This window comes from Azospira sp. MPR-E4 (assembly GCF_058809645.1).
Window position 1 is genome coordinate 13115 of the sequence record NZ_JBXAST010000029.1, and the last position, 20409, is coordinate 33523.

The 20409-nt window shown below is 66.3% G+C and carries 18 protein-coding genes; 12 read left to right on the forward strand and 6 right to left on the reverse strand.

Annotated features, from left to right (window positions below):
• Positions 1-9 precede the first annotated feature (9 nt).
• Positions 10-1977, reverse strand: coding sequence for a monovalent cation:proton antiporter family protein (locus tag AC1RTA_RS10110; RefSeq protein ID WP_492784652.1), 1968 nt, complete (start codon positions 1975-1977; stop codon positions 10-12).
• Positions 1978-2080: 103 nt separating this feature from the next.
• On the opposite strand from AC1RTA_RS10110, the gene AC1RTA_RS10115 reads away from it, so the two are divergent.
• From AC1RTA_RS10115 to AC1RTA_RS10145, 7 genes are all read left to right on the forward strand, one after another.
• Entirely contained in the window at positions 2081-3070 is a 990-nt protein-coding gene (locus AC1RTA_RS10115; protein WP_014236478.1) for a KpsF/GutQ family sugar-phosphate isomerase, read from the forward strand.
• Complete coding sequence (locus AC1RTA_RS10120) at positions 3070-3582, forward strand: KdsC family phosphatase (RefSeq protein WP_492784653.1); 513 nt, start codon at positions 3070-3072, stop codon at positions 3580-3582. The genes AC1RTA_RS10115 and AC1RTA_RS10120 overlap by 1 nt, the downstream gene beginning before the upstream one ends.
• Entirely contained in the window at positions 3579-4169 is a 591-nt protein-coding gene (gene lptC, locus AC1RTA_RS10125; RefSeq protein ID WP_152090536.1) for an LPS export ABC transporter periplasmic protein LptC, read from the forward strand. The genes AC1RTA_RS10120 and lptC overlap by 4 nt, the downstream gene beginning before the upstream one ends.
• Entirely contained in the window at positions 4156-4779 is a 624-nt protein-coding gene (gene lptA / locus AC1RTA_RS10130) for a lipopolysaccharide transport periplasmic protein LptA (RefSeq protein WP_492784654.1), read from the forward strand. Before lptC ends, lptA begins: the two co-directional genes overlap by 14 nt.
• Before the next feature lie 6 nt (positions 4780-4785).
• The gene (locus AC1RTA_RS10135) at positions 4786-5562 is read left to right on the forward strand and encodes an enoyl-CoA hydratase (protein ID WP_014236474.1); all 777 of its coding nucleotides are present in this window, start codon (positions 4786-4788) and stop codon (positions 5560-5562) included.
• A 281-nt stretch (positions 5563-5843) separates the two neighbouring features.
• The gene (locus AC1RTA_RS10140; RefSeq protein ID WP_014236473.1) at positions 5844-6419 is read left to right on the forward strand and encodes a phasin family protein; all 576 of its coding nucleotides are present in this window, start codon (positions 5844-5846) and stop codon (positions 6417-6419) included.
• 218 nt (positions 6420-6637) lie between these two features.
• Positions 6638-7195: a phasin family protein gene (locus tag AC1RTA_RS10145; protein WP_014236472.1), complete on the forward strand. Its 558-nt coding sequence runs from the start codon at positions 6638-6640 to the stop codon at positions 7193-7195.
• Positions 7196-7335: 140 nt separating this feature from the next.
• On the opposite strand, the gene AC1RTA_RS10150 is transcribed toward AC1RTA_RS10145, so the two are convergent.
• The 3 genes from AC1RTA_RS10150 to hrpA all read right to left on the reverse strand — a co-directional run bounded on the left by AC1RTA_RS10150 (position 7336) and on the right by hrpA (position 13066).
• Positions 7336-8124, reverse strand: coding sequence for a competence/damage-inducible protein A (locus AC1RTA_RS10150; RefSeq protein ID WP_014236471.1), 789 nt, complete (start codon positions 8122-8124; stop codon positions 7336-7338).
• 36 nt (positions 8125-8160) lie between these two features.
• Entirely contained in the window at positions 8161-8928 is a 768-nt protein-coding gene (locus tag AC1RTA_RS10155; protein ID WP_014236470.1) for an EI24 domain-containing protein, read from the reverse strand.
• Positions 8929-9145: 217 nt separating this feature from the next.
• The gene (gene hrpA, locus AC1RTA_RS10160; RefSeq protein WP_492784655.1) at positions 9146-13066 is read right to left on the reverse strand and encodes an ATP-dependent RNA helicase HrpA; all 3921 of its coding nucleotides are present in this window, start codon (positions 13064-13066) and stop codon (positions 9146-9148) included.
• 127 nt (positions 13067-13193) lie between these two features.
• Here hrpA and AC1RTA_RS10165 point away from each other — a divergent pair, with 127 nt between their 5' ends.
• Positions 13194-14873, forward strand: a complete 1680-nt coding sequence (locus AC1RTA_RS10165; protein ID WP_492784656.1) for a methyl-accepting chemotaxis protein — start codon at positions 13194-13196, stop codon at positions 14871-14873.
• Between the two features lie 9 nt (positions 14874-14882).
• On the opposite strand, the gene AC1RTA_RS10170 is transcribed toward AC1RTA_RS10165, so the two are convergent.
• Positions 14883-15782 (reverse strand): LysR substrate-binding domain-containing protein, encoded by a 900-nt coding sequence (locus AC1RTA_RS10170; protein ID WP_205231326.1) that lies wholly within the window; start codon positions 15780-15782, stop codon positions 14883-14885.
• 103 nt (positions 15783-15885) lie between these two features.
• Between AC1RTA_RS10170 and AC1RTA_RS10175 the strand changes: the two genes are divergently transcribed.
• The 3 genes from AC1RTA_RS10175 to AC1RTA_RS10185 all read left to right on the forward strand — a co-directional run bounded on the left by AC1RTA_RS10175 (position 15886) and on the right by AC1RTA_RS10185 (position 18107).
• Positions 15886-16788 (forward strand): DMT family transporter, encoded by a 903-nt coding sequence (locus AC1RTA_RS10175; protein WP_492784657.1) that lies wholly within the window; start codon positions 15886-15888, stop codon positions 16786-16788.
• A gap of 141 nt (positions 16789-16929) precedes the next feature.
• Complete coding sequence (locus AC1RTA_RS10180) at positions 16930-17220, forward strand: hypothetical protein (protein ID WP_014236465.1); 291 nt, start codon at positions 16930-16932, stop codon at positions 17218-17220.
• 50 nt (positions 17221-17270) lie between these two features.
• Positions 17271-18107, forward strand: a complete 837-nt coding sequence (locus tag AC1RTA_RS10185; RefSeq protein WP_492784658.1) for a hypothetical protein — start codon at positions 17271-17273, stop codon at positions 18105-18107.
• A gap of 8 nt (positions 18108-18115) precedes the next feature.
• On the opposite strand, the gene crcB is transcribed toward AC1RTA_RS10185, so the two are convergent.
• Entirely contained in the window at positions 18116-18505 is a 390-nt protein-coding gene (gene crcB / locus AC1RTA_RS10190; RefSeq protein WP_416243151.1) for a fluoride efflux transporter CrcB, read from the reverse strand.
• A 120-nt stretch (positions 18506-18625) separates the two neighbouring features.
• On the opposite strand from crcB, the gene AC1RTA_RS10195 reads away from it, so the two are divergent.
• Positions 18626-20407, forward strand: coding sequence for a glutamine--tRNA ligase/YqeY domain fusion protein (locus AC1RTA_RS10195; RefSeq protein WP_492784659.1), 1782 nt, complete (start codon positions 18626-18628; stop codon positions 20405-20407).
• Positions 20408-20409: the final 2 nt, after the last annotated feature.

The window sequence follows — 20409 nt, forward strand, 5'->3', positions numbered from 1 at the left end:
CTTTTTTTGTCAGCCCTTGAGCAGGCGCAGTTCCGCCGCTTCCAGGCTGGCGACCGAGCCCAGCAGCACCACCACGTCCCCTTCCCGGAAACGGGTTTCCGGCAGGGGTTCCAGGGCCCGGATGTCGCGCCGGCGCACGGCGCTGATCTCGACGCCGAAATAGGCCAGGTTCAGTTCCTCCAGGCTGCGCCCCACGGCGTAGGCGCCGGCCCCCAGGGCCACTGAATGCAGGCGGAACTGCTGGGTTTCGCTGAGGTCGCTGTCCCGGTCGGAAAGACCGTGAAAGAAGCCCCGCAGCAGGCGATAACGCTGGCCCCGGATGTCCCGGATCATCTTCAGCACCCGGTTCATCGGCACCCCGAGCAGCACCAGGGCATGGGAAGCCAGCATGATGCTGGCCTCCAGGGATTCGGGCACAACTTCCGCCGCCCCCGCCCGGCTCAGGGTGTCCATGTCGGACTCGTCGATGGTCCGCACCACCACCGGCAGGTCCGGCTTCAGCTCCTGCACATGGTGCAGCACTTTTTCTGCAGCGATGGTGTTGGCGAAGCTGACGATGACCACGCTGGCCCGGGAAACCCCGGCCGCCACCAGGGTCTCGCGCCGGGCGGCATCGCCATAGACCACCGTCTCGCCGGCCGCCGCCGCCTCCCGCACCCGTTCCGGGTCCAGGTCCAGGGCCACGTAGGAAATGTTCTCCCGGGACAGGAAGCGGGCCAGGTACTGGCCGCTGCGGCCGAAGCCGCAGATGATGGCGTGCTTCTCCGTACTCATGGTCTGGGCCGCGATCTTGGTCAGCTCCATGGAACGCATCAGCCACTCGCTGGCGGCGAAGCGCAGCACCAGCTTGTCGCTGTAGAGCACGATCAGGGGCGCCAGCAGCAGGGACAGCACCAGGGCCGTCAGCACCACCTGCAGCACGGCCTCCGGCACCAGGCTGGAGGCGCTGATTTCGGTCAGCAGCACAAAGCCGAATTCACCGCCGGCGCACAGCCACAGGCCGACCCGCATGGCGTTGCCCGGCGTCGCCCCGAAGCTGCGGGAGAGGGCGGCGATCAGGCCGAACTTGCCCAGCAGCAGGATGGCCAGGGCCAGCAGCACCCAGGGCAGGTAGTCGAGCACGGCCCCCACGTCCAGGAGCATGCCCACGGTGACGAAGAAGAGCCCCATCAGCACGTCGCGGAAAGGCTTGATGTCCTCCTCCACCTGGTAGCGGTACTCGGTTTCCGAAATCAGCATACCGGCGACGAAGGCCCCCAGGGCCAGGGAGAGGCCGGCCATTTCGGTGATGTGGGCCAGCCCCAGGGTAATGAGCAGCACATTGAGCATGAACAGCTCGGCGGACTTGCCCCGGGCAACGATGTAGAACCAGCGCCGCATCAGCTTCTGCCCGAGGAACAGCACCAGGCTCAGCACCACCGCCGCCTTGCCCATGGCCCAGGCGATCTCCAGGGCCATTTCCCCCGGCGGCCGGGAAAAGGCGGGAATCAGGATCAGCAGGGGCACCACCGCCAGATCCTGGAACAGCAGCACGCCGATGACGTCGCGACCGTGGGGCGACTCCAGCTCCAGGCGCTCGGCCAGCAGCTTGGACAGCACGGCGGTGGAGGACATGGCGAAGACGCCGCCCAGGGCCACCCCGGCCTGCCAGCCCAGGCCGCTACCGACGCTGAGGCCGACGGCGAGGACGATGGTCAGCAGCACCTGCATCAGCCCCAGGCCGAACACCACCCGTTTCATGGCGTAGAGCTTGGGCAGGGAGAATTCCAGGCCGATGGAGAACATCAGGAACACCACCCCGAATTCGGCCAGGTGCTCGGCGCCGCTCACATCCTTGATGAAGTTCAGGGCGTGGGGGCCGATGAGCACGCCCACCAGGAGATAGCCCAGGATCGGCGGCAGCCCGAGGCGACGGAACAGGGTCACCACCAGGACGGCAGCGGCAAGCAGCAGCAGGACCAGTTGCAGGGAATTCATGGGCCGATAGGGGGAAGGCGGGCGGATGGGCGGAAAACCGCGCCCCGCCGGGCTTCACTGGCAGGGGTGGTATACTTCGCACAATCATAACCGCTGCCATCCCATGAACCAAACTTCCGCCCTCAACCCGGCCGCCGTGCTCGAACTGGCCCGCCAGGTCCTGCGCATCGAGGCCGATGCCGTCGCCGCCCTGAGCGAGCGGCTGGACGACGGCTTCCTGGACGCGGTCAGCCTCATCCTCAATTGCTCCGGCCGGGTCATCGTCAGCGGCATTGGCAAGTCTGGCCACGTGGGCCGCAAGATCGCCTCCACCCTGGCCAGCACCGGCACGCCGGCCTACTTCGTGCACCCGGCGGAAGCCAGCCACGGCGACCTGGGCATGATCCTGCGCCAGGACGTGCTGATCGCCCTCTCCAACTCCGGCGAAAGCGCCGAACTGCTGGCCATCGTCCCCATCATCAAGCGCCAGGGCGCCAAGCTCATCGCCATGACGGGCAATGCCCAGTCCTCCCTGGCCAAGGAGGCCGACGCCCATCTGGACGCAGCGGTGGCCCAGGAGGCCTGCCCCCTCAACCTGGCGCCGACGGCCAGCACCACCGCGGCCCTGGCCCTGGGCGACGCCCTGGCGGTGGCCCTGCTCGACGCCCGCGGTTTCGGCCCGGAAGACTTCGCCCGCTCCCATCCCGGCGGTTCCCTGGGCCGGCGCCTGCTGACCCATGTACGGGATGTCATGCGCGCCGGCGCGGCAGTGCCCCAGGTCTCCCCCCAGGCCAGCCTGGCCGAAGCCGTGCTGGCCATCTCCAAGGGCGGCCTCGGCATGACTGCGGTGGTGGATGCCCAGCAGCGCATCCAGGGCATCTTCACCGATGGCGACCTGCGCCGCGCCTTCGAGCGGGACGTGGACCTCAAGTCGGTGCCCGTCACTGCCGTCATGACCGCCAATCCGCGCTGTATCGGGGTGGACAAGCTGGCGGTGGAGGCCGTGGAAATGATGGAGCGGCACAAGATCAACCAGCTCCTGGTGGCCGACAGCGAAGGCCGTCTGCAGGGCGCCCTCAACATGCACGACCTGTTCCAGGCCAAGGTGATCTGATGAGCGCCGCCACGAATCTCAAGCTGATGGCCTTCGATGTGGACGGCGTCCTCACCGACGGCGGCCTCTACTACACGGAAGACGGCAAGGAACTCAAGGTCTTCAACACCCTGGACGGCCACGGCCTGAAGATGTTGCAGAAATCCGGCGTGCGCCTGGCCATCATCACCGGGCGCAAGTCCGGCTGCGTCGCCGCCCGCGCCGCCAACCTGGGCATCGACCTGCTGTTCCAGGGCGTGGAGGACAAGCGCCAGGTCATGGCCGAGCTGCTGCAGCGCGAAGGCCTGACCTTCGCCGAAGCCGGCTACATGGGCGACGACGTGGTGGACCTGCCCATCATGCGCGCCTGCGGCTTCTCCGCCGCCCCGGGCAACGCCCACGACTTCGTCAAGCGCCATGCCGGCTACATCTGCCGTCAGCAGGGCGGCCATGGCGCCGTGCGCGAAGCCTGCGAATATCTCCTGCAGGAACGGGGCCAGCTGCAGGCCCTGCTCGACGCCTACCTGCAATGAAACGTCTGGAACGCTTCGCCAGCGCCCTCTTCCCCATCGTCCTGCTGGGCAGTCTGACTGCGGCCACCTTCTGGCTGGCCAAGGCCACCCAGCTGCCGGAGCCGGACCATAGCGGCAAGTTCCGTCACGACGTGGACTACTTCATCGACGACTTCACCATGAGCCGGATCGACAAGCAGGGCCAGCTGCGCCATGTGATGACGGCCAAGCGCCTGGACCATTATCCGGACACGGACGAGTCCGATGTGGTCAAACCGGTGGCCAAGTTCATCAAGCCCGGACGCCCCGTGGTCACCATGAGCAGCGACACCGGCCACATCAACAGCGACGCCAGCGAAGTGCTGCTGAAAGACAATGTCCGCGTTGTCCGCGACCCATTCAAGGACCGGGAGGCCATGATCGCCACCGGTCCCGACCTGACCATATTCCCCGACTCTGAAACTGCGCAGACCAAGAGTCCGGTGGAAATGGTCCAGGGCAAGTCCTGGCTCAAGGGAACCGGCCTGCAGGTGGATAACGCTACCATGAACTCCATTCTTGAATCCCGGGTCACCGGCCAATTCGCCAGCAAACATGAAAAGCGCTGACATGATCAATCGCCGCCTCGCCGCCCTCCTGGGCGCCCTCAGCCTTGCCGCCGCCATGCCGGCCCACGCCGAAAAGGCGGACCGGGAAAAGCCGGTGAACCTGGAAGCCGACCGGGTCACGGTGGACGACGCCAAGAAGGTCCACGTCTTCGACGGCAACGTCACCCTGACCCAGGGCACCCTGGTCATCCGCGGCGACCGCATCGTCGTCACCCAGGACGATGCCGGCTTCCAGAAGGGCGTGGCCACCGGCAATCCGGCCAAGTTCAAGCAGAAGCGCGAAGGCCGGGACGACTACGTGGAAGGCATCGCCCTGCGCATCGAGCACAACGCCAAGACGGAAAAGACCGAGCTTTACGACAAGGCCTGGGTCAAGAGCGGCCAGGACGAGGTCAAGGGCCATTACATCCAGTACGACTCCCTCACCGAGCAGTATCTGGTCACCGCCTCCAAGATGCCCGGCGAGGCCAGCCCCGGCGTGCCGCCGGGCCGGGTGCGGGCCATCATCCAGCCGAAGAACAAGGACACCGAATCACAACAAGGAGCTACGGGGAGCCGGGAATCGCTCACCCTGAAGCCCGCCATTTCCCTACCATCGCGCAAGGAGTAAAGCCTCGTGACTTACGAGTACATCATCGCTGAAGCCAAGGGCCGCGTCGGCCTCATCACCCTCAACCGCCCCAAGGCCCTCAACGCCCTGTGCGACCCCCTGGTGGATGAACTGGGCGACGCCCTCACCGAATTCGAAGCCGACGAGAACATCGGCTGCATCGTCATCACCGGCTCCGACAAGGCCTTCGCCGCCGGCGCCGACATCAGCATGATGAAAGACTTCTCCTATATGGACGCCTACAAGGGCGACTACATCACCCGCAACTGGGAGAAGGTGAAGACCTGCCGCAAGCCCGTCATCGCCGCCGTTGCCGGCTACGCCCTGGGCGGCGGCTGCGAACTGGCCATGAGCTGCGACTTCATCATCGCCGCCGACAGCGCCCAGTTCGGCCAGCCCGAAGTGAAGCTGGGCATCCTCCCCGGCGCCGGCGGCACCCAGCGCCTGCCCCGTGCCGTGGGCAAGGCCAAGGCCATGGACCTGTGCCTGTCCGCCCGCATGATGGATGCCACCGAAGCCGAGCGCGCCGGCCTGGTCTCCCGCATCGTGCCCGCCGACAAGCTGCTGGAGGAAGCCCTCGGCGCCGCCGAGAAGATCGCCTCCTACTCCCTGCCGGTGGTGATGATGATCAAGGAGAACGTGAACCGGGCCTTCGAAAGCAGCCTCAATGAAGGCCTGCTCTTCGAGCGTCGCCAGTTCCATGCCGCCTTCGCCCTGGAAGACCAGAAGGAAGGCATGGCTGCCTTCGTCGAGAAGCGCAAGCCCGCCTTCAAGCATCGCTGATCTCACCTCCCGGGGCGCGCCGCCGCCCCGGGGCGCCCCCTCCGCGGCAGGCTCCCGCCCCGCCGCAAAGCCTGCATCCCCAGGCTCTCCCAACGACTGTTAAGCCACTGTTTTCAAAGCGAAGAAAATTTTTTGTGCGACGCACAAAAAATGCTTGACAGAAATCTGTCGCCCCCTATAATTGGTCCTACATGTTGCAGCGCAACAACCGGCCGCAGTCAGAAAAGCCAGTCCCGCCTTGCTCTGCGAGTGTTCCCACACTGACTTTCTAGGAGATGACCATGACCACTTTCGCTACCCCCGAGCAGTTCGCCGCCGCCAACAAGGCCACCGTTGATTCCCTGCTGGCCCTGGCCAACACCGCTTTCGCCAGCGCCGAGCGCATCGCCGCCCTGAACCTGCACACCGCCCGCGCCGTCATCGAAGACAGCGTCGCCAACACCAAGGCCCTGCTGGGTGCCAAGGATGCCCAGGAAGCCATCTCCCTGCAGGCCTCCATCGCCCAACCCAACGTCGAGAAGGCCGTGGCCTACTCCCGCAGCGTCTACGAAATCGCCGCCCAGACCCAGGAAGAACTGACCAAGGTCGTGGAAGCCCAGTTCAACGAATTCAACAAGAACGTGGCCGGCCTGCTCGACAAGGTTTCCAAGACCGCCCCCGCCGGTTCCGATGTGGCCGTGGCCGCCGTCAAGTCCGCCATCGCCGCTGCCAACTCCGCCTACGACAGCATGAACAAGGCTGCCAAGCAGGTTGCCGAGATCGCTGAAGCCAACGTGGCTGCCGCCACCAACGCTACCGTGAAGGCCGTCGGCGCCACTTCCGCCGCCGCCTCCGCTGCCAAGAAAAAGACCGCCTAAGGCGAACAGCACCGAAACCCCGGCCTTGCGCCGGGGTTTTTTTTCGTTGTGGCCGGCGACATGTGATGGTCATATAGTATTTGCTATACTGGCTTCATCCGGCGCCGCTGCCGAGGCAGTGGAATTCGACCCAAGGCCGTACTAACAACAATACCGGGCCGATATTCAACCAGCAGGATTATTCCCTTATATCTCAACGCTAAGCGGAGGATTTCCCAATGACCAACCCGAATATCGAACAGCTTACCGCCGCCCAGAAAGCCAACGCTGAAGTGATGGTGGCCCTGGTGCACACCGCCTTCAACGGCGTGGAAAAAATCGCCGAGCTGAATCTGGCTGCTGCCCGTGACTTCCTCAACTCTTCCGTCAACGGCACCCAGACCCTGCTGGGCGCCAAGGACGTGCAGGAAGCCGCCAAGCTGCAGAGCACCCTGGCCCAGCCCAATCTGGAAAAGGTCACGGCCTACTACCGCAACCTGTACGAACTGATCACCGCGACCCAGAAGGAAGTGACCGACCTGATGGAACAGCACTACAACCAGCTGTCCCAGAAGGCCACTTCCGCCATCGAGAAGACCTCCGCCTCCGCTCCCGTGGGCGGCGACGTGGTGGCAGCGGCCATGAAGTCCATGCTGTCCGCCTCCACCCAGGCCTTCGACCACTTCACCAAGATGGCCAAGCAGATGGCCGACATCGCCGATGCCAACGTGGCCGTGGCTTCCAACGCCACCGCCAAGGCCGTGGGCGCTGCCAGCAAGGCGGCTGCCAAGAAATAAGGTCTGCCGCGGGCGTTCCCCGCTTGGCGAGCACAACCCCGGCCATGGCCGGGGTTTTTTATTGCCGCAAGCGAAGCTGAAACCGGGGGCCGAAATCCCCCGCAAAACCGCTCAACCCGCTCAACCCGCTCAGTCCGGACTCAGTCGCGCCACACCCAGGTGATGCCGCGGCGCTCCACCTCGCCTTGGATTTCCGCCATGGCCCGCTCCACCTGTTCCGGCTGTCCTTCCACTCCCAGTTCCAGGTGGCGGCGCACACCGTCCTGGGTCAGGGACGGCAGGGAAAACAGGCGCAGCTCCGGGTACTCGGCGACGATGCGCTCCATCAGGTCCAGCAGGGCGCTTTCGTAGGCCCTGTCGCCGGTGAGGAGGAAGGCCTTCTCCACCTTGGGCGCCCGGTTGAAGAGATGGGCATAGAAGGTGTCCAGCACCCACTCCACCATGGGATGGGCCATCTGGGGAAAGCCCGGCACGAAGTAATGCTCCTTCACCATGAAGCCGGGAATGCGGTTGAAGGGATTGGGAATGATGCGGCTGCTGGCAGGGAAGGTGCCCAGCAGCAGGCGCTGGGGGGTGATGTCGTCGCCGAAGCGGACACGGATCTCCGCCTCCGCCTCCGGGCTCAGCACCAACTCCTCCCCCAGGGCCGCGGCGGCGGCCTGGCGGGTGTGGTCGTCCGGCGTGTTGCCGATGCCGCCGAAGGAGAACACCGCCTCGCCGCTGGCGAAGCTGCGCTTCAGGGTTTCCGTCAGGCGGGCCCGGTCGTCCCCCAGGTACTGCACCCAGGACAACTGCAGACCCCGGGCGCCGAGCAGTTCGGCCACCTTGGCGAAGTGTTTGTCCTGGCGTTTGCCGGAGAGGATTTCGTCGCCGATGATGAGGGCGCCGAAGCGCGTGGCTTGGGCAGTCTGGGAAACGGAAGCAGTCATGGGTCCTCGCGTCGTTGAGGTCGTAAAGGGTGAAAATCAGCGCAGGAAGCGGTCGGTGGGCACGGGCTCTTCCACCACCACCGCATCGACGGTCACCACGGCCCCGCCGCGCAGCTGGCGCAGGCTTTCCAGGCCGAAGTGGATGTACAGCAGGGCGCCCAGGGCCGGGGTCAGCAGGCCCAGTACCGGCACATGGGCCAGCAGGGCCAGGAGAATGCCCAGGCCCAGCAGGGGCGTGGCCCGGCGCTCCCGGATCAGGCGCCACTCGTCATCGGTGGCGTGCATGGCCAGGGCATCGTAGGCAAAGGTCTTACGGTTGAGCCAGGCCATCCAGAACAGGGGCAGCACCAGGCCCAGGCCGGGCACCAGCCACAGGGGCAGGGTCAGCAGCCAGCCGGCGATGAACAGCAAGGCGGCCCAGACGCTGTTCCAGGCACCGGCGAAGAAGCTGTCCTTGCCCATGGCCGCCACCTCCGGATAATCCCGGGCGGCCACCACCTGCAGCAGGATAGGCATGATGAACACCGCCGCCAGCACCATGGCGGTGAGATAGGAGAGGGCCAGGATCACCAGCCAGCCGCCGGCGGCGGCCAGCAGCTTGGCCAGCCACACGGCGCCCCAGCCGGAGAGCCAGCTCATGGGCGGCTGCTCGAGGAACCAGGCGGAAAGGTGGTCCAGCACCAGGAAGGTCAGCGTCAGCCATACCGCCAGGGCGGCCACGGCGGGGGACAGCACCAGCCACCAGACACGGCGGCGGGAGAGGGTGCCGAGGCTGCGGACCAGGGCGAGGATCATTTCGGGCATTCGGGCATCCTATTTTTTTGCCACAGAGGGCACAGAGATCACCGAGGGGTCGCACTCCGCCTTAGCTGCCGGAGCGGTTGCAAACCGCACCTACCCTGCAATCCAATACTGAAGCCAATCTCCAGAATGCATGACGGAAGAGTGGCGTCTCTATTACCTCCCAGGGCAGAGGCATTTTCTCTCTGTATTCTCCGTGCCCTCTGTGGCTAATCGTCTTTCAACCGTACTGTATTCCTTCCCACAGCTTCTGCAGACGCTTCACCGACACGGGCACCGGCGTCTTCAGTTCCTGAGCGAAGAGATTGACCCGCAGTTCTTCCAGCAGCCAGCGGAACTGCTCCAGTTGGGGATCGCTGACGCCCTGCTTGGCCAGCTGCAGGGCGCGGCGTTCGTACTGGGTCCACAGGGTGCTGTAGTCGGCCAGCAACTGAACGTCCCGGGCCGGGTTGGCCTTGAGCTTGTCCAGGCGCATGGCCGCTGCCTTGAGGTAGCGGGGGAAGTGCTGCAGGCGCTCGAAGGGCGTTTCCAGCACGAAGCGTTTGTGGATGAGGCGGCCGATCTGCTTCTCGATGTCCTGCACCGCGCCGGGGAAGGCCTTGAAGGCCGGCAGCTTTTTCACCAGGGCCTGCCACTCGGTCAGCACCAGGCCCACCAGGCGGCAGATTTCCTGGGCCAAGAGGCCCAGGCGGTTCTTGCCTTCGGCGCAGCGGGCCTTGAAGGATTCCGCATCTTCCGGCCAGGGCTCCACCAGGCAAGCCCGTTCGAAAATCACCGACACCAGCTGCTGGCGCAGGTCGTCGGAAGAGCCCAGGCTCATGAACTGCATGGCCATCTGGGTCAGGCCCGGCAGGTTCTTCTCGAAGTACTTCACCTGCTCCTTCAGCTGCAACTGGAAGAGGCGGGAGAGGCCCAGGCGGTGGGCCGCCAGGGCTTCCTCCTGGGAGTCGTACACGCGCAGGGAAACGGTCTCGCCGTCTTCCGTCAGGCCCGGGTAGCCGATCACCATCTGGCCGCCCACGGCCACTTCCATCAGCTCCGGCAGCTTGCCGAAGGTCCAATCGGTGAGGCCGGTGAATTCGCTGGGGGTCTCGTGCAGCTCCTGGAATTCCTGGCGCGCCTCCCGGCCCCATTCGCCGCGGAGCTGGGCCAGGCTGCGGCTCATGTCGAGCTGGCGGCCATGCTCATCCACCAGCTTGAAGTTCATGGAGAAGTGGGCCGGCAGTTCGCCGGGGCGGAAGGCATCGGGCGTCACCGCCCAGCCCCGGGCATTGAGGCCCCGGGATTCGAAAATGAAGTCGATGAGGGGGGCGATGATGCCCGGCGCCATGCGCTTCTCGTCGTTGCCCACCCAGGCGATGAACTCTTCGGCGAACTCGGGCACCGGCACCAGCTTGGCGCGGATGCGCTGGGGCAGGGTCTTCACCAGCTGCACCACCTTCTCTTTCAAGAGGCCGGGCACCAGCCACTCGCAGCGGTTGGCGGGCACCTGATTGAGCTGGGCCAGGGGCAGCACCAGGGTGACGCCATCCCGGGGGCTGCCGGGCTCGAAGTGGTAGGTGAGGGCGTAGTCCACGCCGGAAAGGCGCATCTGGGGAGGGAAGGCGTCGGTGGTGACCCCGGCCGCCTCGTGGCGCATCAGGTCTTCCTTCTGCAAGAAGAGCAGTTTCTGGTTCTCCCGCTCCGCCTCCTTGCGCCACTTGTCGAAGTCGGCGCCGTTGTAGATGCCCGAGGGAATCAGGTGGTCGTAGAAGGCGAAGATCAGTTCGTCGTCCACCAGCACGTCCTGGCGGCGCTGCTTGTGTTCCAGGTTCTCGATGTCCCGGATGGCCTTCTGGTTGTGCTGGTAGAAAGGCCAGCGGCGCACGAAGTCCTCGTTGATCTCGCCACCCACCAGCCCCTGGCGGATGAAGAGCAGGCGCGCCTCTTCCGGGTTCATGGGGCCGAAGTTCACCCGCTTCTTGGGATTGACAACGATCCCGTGCAGGGTGGAGCGCTCGTAGGCCACGGCCTGCATGGCCTTCTTCTCCCAGTGGGGGTCGAAGTAACTCTTGCGGATCAGGTGGGCGCCCACCTCCTCCAGCCATTCCGGCTCGATGCGGGCGAGGCAGCGGGCGTAGAGCTTGGTGGTTTCGGTCAGCTCGGCGCAGACCACCCACTTGCCCGCCTTCTTCTGCAGGGGCGAGCCCGGGTGAATGAGGAAGCGGATGCCCCGGGCCCCCAGGTAGTGGCTGCTGTCGTCGGACTTGCAGCCGATGTTGCCCAGGAGGCCCGTCAGCAGGGCCTTGTGGATGGGCTCGTAGGTGGCGGCAATCTCGTTCTCGCGCCAGCCCAGCTCGGTGACCATGGCATGGATCTGGTTGTACACCTCCCGCCACTCACGCATGCGCAGATAGGAGAGGAAACGCTCCTTGCAGGCCTCGGCCAGCTTGCGCCCGGAGAGGTGCCGGGCCTGTTCCTCGAACCAGTTCCACAGCTTCAACCAGGAGAGGAATTCGGACTTCTCGTCGGCGAACTGGCGGTGCTTTTCATCCGCCGCCTGCAGCCGTTCCTGGGGCCGCTCCCTGGGGTCCTGCACCGAGAGGGCGGCGGCGATGACCAGCACTTCCTTGAGGCAGCCCCGGTCCCGGGCGGCCACGATCATGCGGGCGATGCGCGGGTCCAGGGGCAGCTTGGCCAGGCCCCGGCCCACGTCGGTGAGGCGGTTGTCCTCGTCCAGCCCGCCCAGTTCCTGCAGCAGGGAATAGCCGTCGTTGATGGCCTTGGGCGGCGGCGCCTCGATGAAGGGGAAGCTCTCCACGTCGGTAAGCTTCAGGGCCTTCATGCGCAGGATCACCCCGGCCAGGGAGGAACGGAGGATTTCCGGATCGGTGAATTCGCCCCGGGCGTTGAAGTCGGCCTCGTCGTAGAGGCGGATGCAGACCCCCGCCGCCACCCGGCCGCAACGGCCCGCCCGCTGCCGCGCCGCGGCCTGGGAGACCCGCTCCACCTGGAGCATTTCCACCTTGTTGCGGTAGGAGTAGCGCTTCACCCGGGCCAGGCCCGTATCCACCACGTAGCGGATGCCCGGCACGGTGAGGGAGGTTTCCGCCACGTTGGTGGCCAGCACCACCCGGCGGCCGCCACCGGTCTTGAAGACCCGGTCCTGCTCCGCCGCCGAGAGGCGCGAGAACAGCGGCAGGATTTCCGGCTGGGGGCCGGGGAAGTGGTGCTTGCGCAGGGCCTCGGCCGCCTCCCGGATTTCCCGCTCGCCTGGGAGGAACACCAGCACGTCCCCCGGGCCTTCCCGGCCCAGTTCGTGGACCGCGTCCACGATGGCGTCGTAGAGGTCCCGCTCCTCCTGGTCTTCCTCCAGGGGCGTCACCGGGCGGTAGCGCACCTCCACCGGGTAGAGGCGGCCGGAGACTTCGATCACCGGCGCCGGCTTGCCGTGCTGGGCGAAGTGCTGGGCGAAACGCTCCGCATCGATGGTGGCGGAGGTGATGATGACCTTGAGGTCCTTGCGCTTGGCCAGCAGCTGCTTCAGATAGCCCAGCAGGAAGTCGATGTTGAGGCTGCGCTCGTGGGCCTCGTCGATGATGATGGTGTCGTAGGCGTTGAGGTAGGGGTCGGTCTGGGTTTCCGCCAGCAGGATGCCGTCGGTCATCAGCTTCAAATAGGACTGGGGCCCGCTGCGATCCTGGAAGCGGATTTTCACCCCCACGCCGGCGCCAATCTGGGTCTGCAGCTCCTGGGCCACCCGGGCCGCCACGGAGCGGGCCGCCAGGCGCCGGGGCTGGGTATGGCCGATCAGTCCCGCCGCCCCCCGGCCCAGTTCCAGGCAGATCTTGGGCAGCTGGGTGGTCTTGCCGGAGCCGGTCTCGCCGCAGACGATGACCACCTGGTTCTGCTCGATGAGAGCCTTGATCTCCTCCCGCCGCCCGTTGACCGGCAGGTCTTCGGCGTATTCCGGCTTGGGCAGGCGCCCTGCCCGCTCGGCACAGGCGGCCCGGGAGCGGGCCAGCAGGGCCTCGTAGTCGGACTTGGCCTTCTCGGCATGGGGACCGGGCTGGCCGGCGCTGCGGGAAAGGGCGCGCAGACGGGGGCGATCCTGGGTCAGGCAGTCGGCAAAGGCAGGCGGAGCGGAACGGGGGAGGGACACAATCGGGGGGTGAAAAAATTGCAAGGCGGTATTTTGGCACAAGGACCTGTTTCCCTTGGCAGAGTCTCGCGGAATTACACACTTGCTTTGCCCGGACAAAAGTGGAATCTTGTCGGCAGCAACAAAGTTGCATGCCAATAACAACCTGCCGGTCACGGTCGGCGGAATCACCACGGGGGAAAACATGTTCAAGACCATGAGTCTCAAGGGGCGGCTGACCGTCTCCCTGCTTGTCACGCTGATCGGCCTCATCGTTCTCGGCACCTTCCAGGCCCTGCATCTCAAACAGCAGTTGCTGGCCGACCGCAAGGCCACCCTGGAAACGGCCATCGACATTGCCATGACCGCCATCGTGGATATCCAGGCCCAGGAAGCCAAGGGAGCCATGGGCCGGGAAGAGGCCCAGACCCTGGCCAAGGCGGTGATCCGCAGCATGCGCTACCAGGGCAAGGAATACTTCTACATCTACGACAGCAAGGGCATGGGGGTGATGCACCCGGTCCGTCCCGAATATGAAGGCAAGAGCCACTGGGACCGGCAGGACAAGTCCGGCGCCTACACGGTGCGCAACCTGATCAAGGTGGCCCTGGACAAGAGCGGCTACACCGAAACCATGACCGCCAAGCCGGGCAGCGACGTGCAGGTGCCCAAGCTGCAGTACCTGCAGCATTTCCCTGCCTGGGACTGGGTGGTGGGGACCGGCCTCTACATCGACGACCTGGACACCCTCTTCTACCAGCAGCTGCGCCTGGTGGCCCTGATCATCGTGCTGGTGGTGCTGGCCGTGGGCGCCCTCTCCTGGGCCCTGGCCCGGGCCACCCTGGGTCAGATCGGCGGCGAGCCGGCCGAGGCGGTCACCGCCATCCGGGCCGTGGCCGGCGGCGATCTCACCGTATCCCTCGGCAACGCCCGGGACGACAGCATGCTGGGCGAACTGAACCGCCTGGTGCAGGTGCTGCGCCAGATGATCGGCGAAATCGCCCAGGGCGCCGGCCAGGTGGCCAGTTCCGCCCAGGAGATCAACAGCACCGCCACCCGGGTGGCGGACTCGGCAGCAACCGAGACGGAAGCGACCCAGAACATGGCCGCCGCCATGGAGGAACTGACGGTTTCCATCACCCACGTATCCGATAACGCCCGGGACACGGAACAGCACGCCAGCAACGCGGCTGAACTGGCCGGCGTCGGCGAGAAGAGCGTGGACACCACCGCCGCCAACATTGCCACCATGGCGGACACCATGGGCAAGGCGGCGGAGCAGGTGCGGGCCCTCACCGACAACGCCCAGGAAGTGGCCCGGGTGGCCCAGGTGATCAAGGAGATCGCCGGCCAGACCAACCTGCTGGCCCTCAACGCCGCCATCGAGGCTGCCCGGGCCGGCGAACAGGGCCGGGGCTTCGCCGTGGTGGCCGACGAGGTGCGGGTGCTGGCGGAGCGGACGGAAAAGGCCACGGTGGAAATCTCCTCCATCGTCAGCCGCATCCAGGACGAAACCCTGACCGCTGCCCAGGTCATGGACGCGGCCCTGCCGGAAGCGGAAAAGGCCAAGGAAGCCGCCGCCGAAACCTCGGAGCTGCTGCACCGCATCGCCGCCGGTTCCGAATCCGCCCGCTCCCTGGTGCGGGAAGTGGCCGACTCCACCCGGGAACAGAGCGAGGCCAGCACAGCCCTGGCCCAGCAGGTGGAGCGCATCGCCCACCAGGTGGAAGAAACCAGCGAGAGCATGCAGCACACCGCCGCCGCAGCCAGCGCCCTGGAAGCGACGGCCCAGGCCCTCAATCAGGCCACGGCACGCTTCCGCATCTAACCCGCCATTTCAGGCCGCCACCCGGGGCAGCCCACCGCCCGGCCAGGGCAGGGGCTGCCACAGGCGCGCCTCGAACATGGCGATGAGGCGCTGCACCGCGGGCCATTCACCGCTGGCGCCGGTCAGCGCCACCCACTCCACCTCCGGCAGGGGCGGCAACCCCTCGGTGTGACGTTGCAGGCCGTCGCCGAGCAGGCTCAGCGGCAGGGGAGAAACCGCCAGGCCGGCCCGCAACACGTGGCGGATGCCGGTGTGGCTGTGACCGGCAAAGGCCAGACGCCAGGGGATGCCGGCCTGGGTCAGGGCCGCCTGGGCGACGACGCGGAAAATGCAGCCTTCGTGAAACAGGGCCAGGGGCAAAGGCCGCTCCGCCACGGCGCTGCTGTGGGCACCGCCAGCCCAGACCATGGGCTCCCGCCACAGGGTGCGGCCCGCCGCCGTCGGCCGCTCGCCGATGCGCTTGATGAGGGCCATGTCCAGTTCGCCGGCCTCGACCCGGGCCGCCAGGCGGGCCGAGAGATCACACTCCAGGGCCAGCTTGACCCGGGGATAGGCGCTGTGGAATTCCGCCACCACGCTGCCCAGGTCCCGCTCCATCACTTCCTCCGCCAGCCCCACCCGCAGGCTGCCCGCCAGGTCCGCCTCGGAAAAGCAGCCGATGGCCTCGTCGTTGAGGCGCAGGATGCGGCGGGCGTAGTCGAGCAGCAGCAACCCCTCCTCCGTCACCCCCTCCAGCCGCCCCTGGGAGCGCACCAGCAGGGGCTTGCCCACCTGCTCCTCGAGCCGCTTGATCTGCAGGCTGATGGCCGATTGGGTACGGCCCAGGCGGGTCGCCGCCAGGGAAAAGCTCGCCGCCTCCGCCGTGGCCACCAGGGCGCGCAGCAGGTCCATGTCGAGATGCCGGGCCATCATTTCTCCTGGAAATATTAATTCGATATTTATTAATTTATCAAATATTCCACACCCCGGTAGGGTTGGGCCCGTCGTCTTCACCACGCCCCAGGAGCCCGCCATGAACGCCATCGCCCCGCCGCTGCCCGCCAGCATTGCCGCCGCCCCCTCCCGTACCCGGGTCCTGATCGCCGGCATCGCCTTCAGCGTCATCTGGAGTTCGGCCTTCGTCGCCGGCCGCATCGGCCTCGACCACGCCGCCCCCCTGACCCTGCTGGCCATCCGCTTCCTGGCTGCCGGCCTGCTCTTCGCCCTGCTGACCCGGGCCGGCGGCCGCAGCCTGCGCCTACCGGCAATGGCCGGCCGCGCCCTGCTGGCCGGACTACTGTGCAATGCGGCCTATCTGGGCCTGGCCTACTGGGGCCTGCAGGGTGTGCCCACCGCCCTCACCGCCGTCCTGGTCAGCGCCTGTCCCCTGCTCACCCTGCTGCTGGCCGCCGCCCTGGAAGGAGAACGGCTGACGCCCCTGCGGCTGGCCGGCATCCTCCTGGGCATGGGCGGCGTGCTGTGGATCACCCGCCACCGGCTGACGGTGGAACAGCTGGAGCCCCTGCATCTGGCGGCCATTGGCGCCGGCACGCTGGCCCTGGCCCTGGGCACGGTGCTGAGCAAGAAGGTGGCGGCGGGGCAGGACCTGATCGCGGCCGTCACCCTGCAGTTCATGGCCAGCGGCCTGGTGCTGCTGCCCCTGGCCTGGGGCCTGGAAGGTTTCCGCCTGGAGGCCCACCCGGCCCTGTGGGGCAGTCTGGCCTACAGCGTCGCCGTCTCCCTGGCCAGCACCCTGCTCATGCTGTGGCTGCTGCGCCACGGCCAGGCCAGTTCGGCCAGCAGCTTCCACTTTCTCAATCCCTTCTTCGGCACCCTGTTCGCCGTCACCCTGCTGGGAGAAACCATGTACGCCGACGACCTGCTGGGCGTGCTGCCCATCGCACTGGGCATTGCCCTGGTGGCGTGGAAGCGCTGACATCAGCTCGGAAGGACCCGGCCCTCCGCCCCCGGCTTGCCATATCGGGAGCCGGGCATTAAATTCCACCAACATACCCACAAGGGATAAAAAAGCCTCTCCGGCACCCTCATCCCTTCGCTCTCATGGAACACTGGACCTATGACCCCCATCGATTTCAAGGAACTCACCACCCTCAGCCAAGCCGGGATTGTCTGGGGCTTTTTCTGGCGCTGCATCGCCACCGCCCTGGGCTCCGCCCTGTGCGGCGCACTCCTCGGTGGTATCGTCGGCTTCGTCCTTGGCATTAGCGGCATCGCTCGCTCCGCCATTCCAATGATAGGCGGCCTGCTGGGCCTGCTGACGGGCCTGTTCTTTTTCTACCTTTATGTCCGCTGGTTGCTGGCCAGCCGCCTGGGAGCCTTCCGCTTGGTGCTGGTCCTCGCCGACTAGCCCTGCCCCTTCTGCGACCAGGGGCCCGTTCCTGCGATAACGCCGCTCCCATGAGCCGACTTCCCCCCTTGTCTCGCCAACACCATCTCCAACGCCTGCGCGGACACCTGGAGCGGGACAGCTTTCCCCGCCTGCAGATGATGCTGCTGGTACTGCTCACCGCCGGTTCTGGGCTGCTGGCATCCTTTGCATTGCTCCACGCCGGCCTGACCCACATGGGTTGGCGCTACGGAGCGGCCTTTCTCCTCGCCTACGGGGTGTTCCTCGGTCTGCTCTGGCTGTGGCTGCGCACCCGGGCGGAGGACTACACCGACATTCCTGACCTGATGGACCTGGGCAACCTGGTGCCGTCGGGACCATCGGCCGACAGCTGTTCGCCCACGGCTGAAGATCTGGGGGGAAATTTCGGGGGCGGTGGCGCCAGCAGTCATTTCGATGCCCCGCCAGTAGCCGGAGTCCCGAGCGAACCGGCAGTAGCCGCCGAAACCCTACCGGACGGCAGCAAAGCCATCGGCCAAGCCTTGGGCGCTGCAGCGGAGGGAGAGGAGCTGGCCATTCCCCTGATTGTCCTGGTGCTGGCTGCGGCCTTGTTACTGTCGTCCGCCTTCATTGTGTATTCGGCGCCGAGCCTGTTTGCTGAACTACTGCTGGACGGCACTCTGGCAGCCACCCTGTACCGGCGCCTGCACCGGCTGGAAAGGCGTCACTGGCTACAAACCGCCCTGCACCAGACCTTCTTGCCCTTCCTCCTGACCGGCCTGCTGGTGACCGGTTGCGGCGCTACCCTGCATCACTTTTCCCCAGGAGCCCACACCCTGGGCGAAGCCTGGCAACAGGCAAGAATGTCCCTGAACGCCGCCACCGGCCCGACCGACAAGGTGCGCTAAGCGGCTCCTCAGGGCCAGACCCGGTGCACGCCGACGCTCCACAGGCCGAGGAAGGTCATGGCCAGGGAGCCGAGCAGGTGCAGGGCGATGGCGCCGAAGGCCCAGGCGTATTGCTGGGCCAGCAGGCGCTCCATGACTTCGCCGGAGAAGCTGGAGAAGGTGGTGAGGCCGCCGAGGAAGCCGGTGATGAGGAACAGCTTGAGCAGCGGGGACAGGTGGGCGTAGCTGTGGAACACGCCCAGGGCCACGCCGATGAGGTAGCCGCCGAGCAGGTTGGCCACCAGGGTGCCCAGGGGAATGGCCAGGAACAGGGGATTGAGCAGCAGTCCCAGGCCCCAGCGGGCCCAGGCGCCGAGGGCGGCACCGACGCCGATGGCAAGAAAGGCATTCCAGTTCACGGCCGGACCTCGCACCCCAAGGGATAAAGGGTGAATTTTAGCGGCTTTTAACCCGGGTCTTTTCGGTTTTGCCCCTGGCCCCGGTTAAAATGGCGGACAAAGACCTTCAAGGACCCCGCTGTGAGCAACCCCAACAAGAACGCCGCGCCGATCGCCCCCGCCGCCAATTTCATCCGCAACATCGTCGAGGCCGACCTGGCCGCCGGCAAGCACGCCCAACGCCGCTGGGCCGGCCAGCCCGGCCTGGCCAGCGACCACGCCGCCGGCGCCCTGGACCCGGCCAAGATCCGCACCCGCTTCCCGCCGGAGCCCAACGGCTACCTGCACTTCGGCCACGCCAAGTCCATCTGCCTCAATTTCGGTCTGGCCCGGGACTACGGCGGCCGCTGCCACCTGCGCTTCGACGACACCAATCCGGAGAAGGAAGACCAGGAATACGTGGATTCCATCGTAGACGCGGTGAAGTGGCTGGGCTTCAACTGGGAGGATGCCCAGGAGAACAACCTCTACTACGCCTCCAACTATTTCCCCTGGATGATCCAGGCTGCCGAGTACCTGATCGCCACCGGCAACGCCTACGTGGACAGCCAGAGCGCCGAGGAAATGCGGGCCAACCGGGGCACCCTGACCGAGGCAGGCAAGGACAGCCCCTTCCGCAACCGCAGCGTGGCCGAGAACCAGGACCTGTTCAAGCGCATGCAGGCCGGCGAATTCCCGGACGGCGCCCACATCCTGCGGGCCAAGATCGACATGGCCGCCCCCAACATCAACCTGCGGGACCCGGCCATCTACCGCATCCGCCATGCGACCCACCACAACACGGGCGACAAGTACTGCGTGTATCCCATGTACACCTTCGCCCACCCCATCGAGGATGCCCTGGAGAACATCACCCACTCCATCTGCACCCTGGAATTCGAGGACCAGCGCCCCTTCTACGACTGGCTCCTGGAGCGCCTGGCCGAGGGCGGCCTGCTGCAGCGCCCCCTGCCCCACCAGTACGAGTTTTCCCGCCTCAACCTGACCTACGTCGTGCTCTCCAAGCGCAAGCTGATCCAGCTGGTGGAAGAGAAGCACGTGGACGGCTGGGACGACCCGCGCATGCCCACCCTGGTAGGCGCCCGCCGCCGCGGCTACACCGCCGAAGGCTTCCGCCTGCTGATGGAACGGGTCGGCGTCTCCAAGCACGACTCCCTCATCGACTACAGCCTGCTCGAAGACTGCATGCGGGAAACCATGAACGAGCTGGACGAGCGCCGCATCGCCGTGCTCGACCCGCTCAAGCTCGTCATCACCAACTACCCGGAAGGCAAGAGCGAGGAATGCTTCGCCCCCAACCACCCGCTCAAGCCCGAACTGGGCAAGCGCATGGTGCCCTTCTCCCGGGAGCTGTGGATCGAGCGGGAGGACTTCATGGAAGAGCCCAGCAAGGGCTACCACCGGCTCTACCCGGGCAATATGGCCCGCCTGCGCTACGGCTTCGTGGTGAAGTGCACCGGCTGCGAGAAGGATGCTGCCGGCAATGTCACCGCCGTTCTGTGCGAGTACATGGAAGATTCCAAGTCCGGCACCCCCGGCGCCGACAACTACAAGGTCAAGGGCAACCTGCACTGGGTCTCCGTGGCCCACGCCTACACCGCCGAAGTGCGCCTCTACGACCGCCTGTTCCAGGCCGCCGCCCCGGGTGCCGGCGACCGGGATTTCCTCGATGACCTCAATCCTGCGTCCAAGGTGGCCATCACCGTGCAACTGGAACCGGCCCTGAAGGATGCCCTGCCGGAACAGCGCTTCCAGTTCGAGCGCCACGGCTACTTCGTCGCCGACCGGGTGGATTCCCAACCCGGCGCCCCGGTCTTCAACCGGGCCGTCACCCTCAAGGACTCCTGGGGCAAGGCGGGCTGAGG

Bases quoted from the DNA above. Each gene is read 5' to 3' on its own strand.
- AC1RTA_RS10145 (WP_014236472.1), top strand. From the start codon at position 6,638: ATGACCAACCCGAATATCGAACAGCTTACCGCCGCCCAGAAAGCCAAC.
- AC1RTA_RS10180 (WP_014236465.1), top strand. From the start codon at position 16,930: ATGACCCCCATCGATTTCAAGGAACTCACCACCCTCAGCCAAGCCGGG.
- AC1RTA_RS10120 (WP_492784653.1), top strand. From the start codon at position 3,070: ATGAGCGCCGCCACGAATCTCAAGCTGATGGCCTTCGATGTGGACGGC.
- AC1RTA_RS10155 (WP_014236470.1), bottom strand. From the start codon at position 8,928: ATGCCCGAAATGATCCTCGCCCTGGTCCGCAGCCTCGGCACCCTCTCC.
- AC1RTA_RS10175 (WP_492784657.1), top strand. From the start codon at position 15,886: ATGAACGCCATCGCCCCGCCGCTGCCCGCCAGCATTGCCGCCGCCCCC.
- AC1RTA_RS10150 (WP_014236471.1), bottom strand. From the start codon at position 8,124: ATGACTGCTTCCGTTTCCCAGACTGCCCAAGCCACGCGCTTCGGCGCC.
- lptA (WP_492784654.1), top strand. From the start codon at position 4,156: ATGAAAAGCGCTGACATGATCAATCGCCGCCTCGCCGCCCTCCTGGGC.
- lptC (WP_152090536.1), top strand. From the start codon at position 3,579: ATGAAACGTCTGGAACGCTTCGCCAGCGCCCTCTTCCCCATCGTCCTG.
- AC1RTA_RS10170 (WP_205231326.1), bottom strand. From the start codon at position 15,782: ATGGCCCGGCATCTCGACATGGACCTGCTGCGCGCCCTGGTGGCCACG.
- AC1RTA_RS10140 (WP_014236473.1), top strand. From the start codon at position 5,844: ATGACCACTTTCGCTACCCCCGAGCAGTTCGCCGCCGCCAACAAGGCC.
- AC1RTA_RS10115 (WP_014236478.1), top strand. From the start codon at position 2,081: ATGAACCAAACTTCCGCCCTCAACCCGGCCGCCGTGCTCGAACTGGCC.
- AC1RTA_RS10185 (WP_492784658.1), top strand. From the start codon at position 17,271: ATGAGCCGACTTCCCCCCTTGTCTCGCCAACACCATCTCCAACGCCTG.
- AC1RTA_RS10110 (WP_492784652.1), bottom strand. From the start codon at position 1,977: ATGAATTCCCTGCAACTGGTCCTGCTGCTGCTTGCCGCTGCCGTCCTG.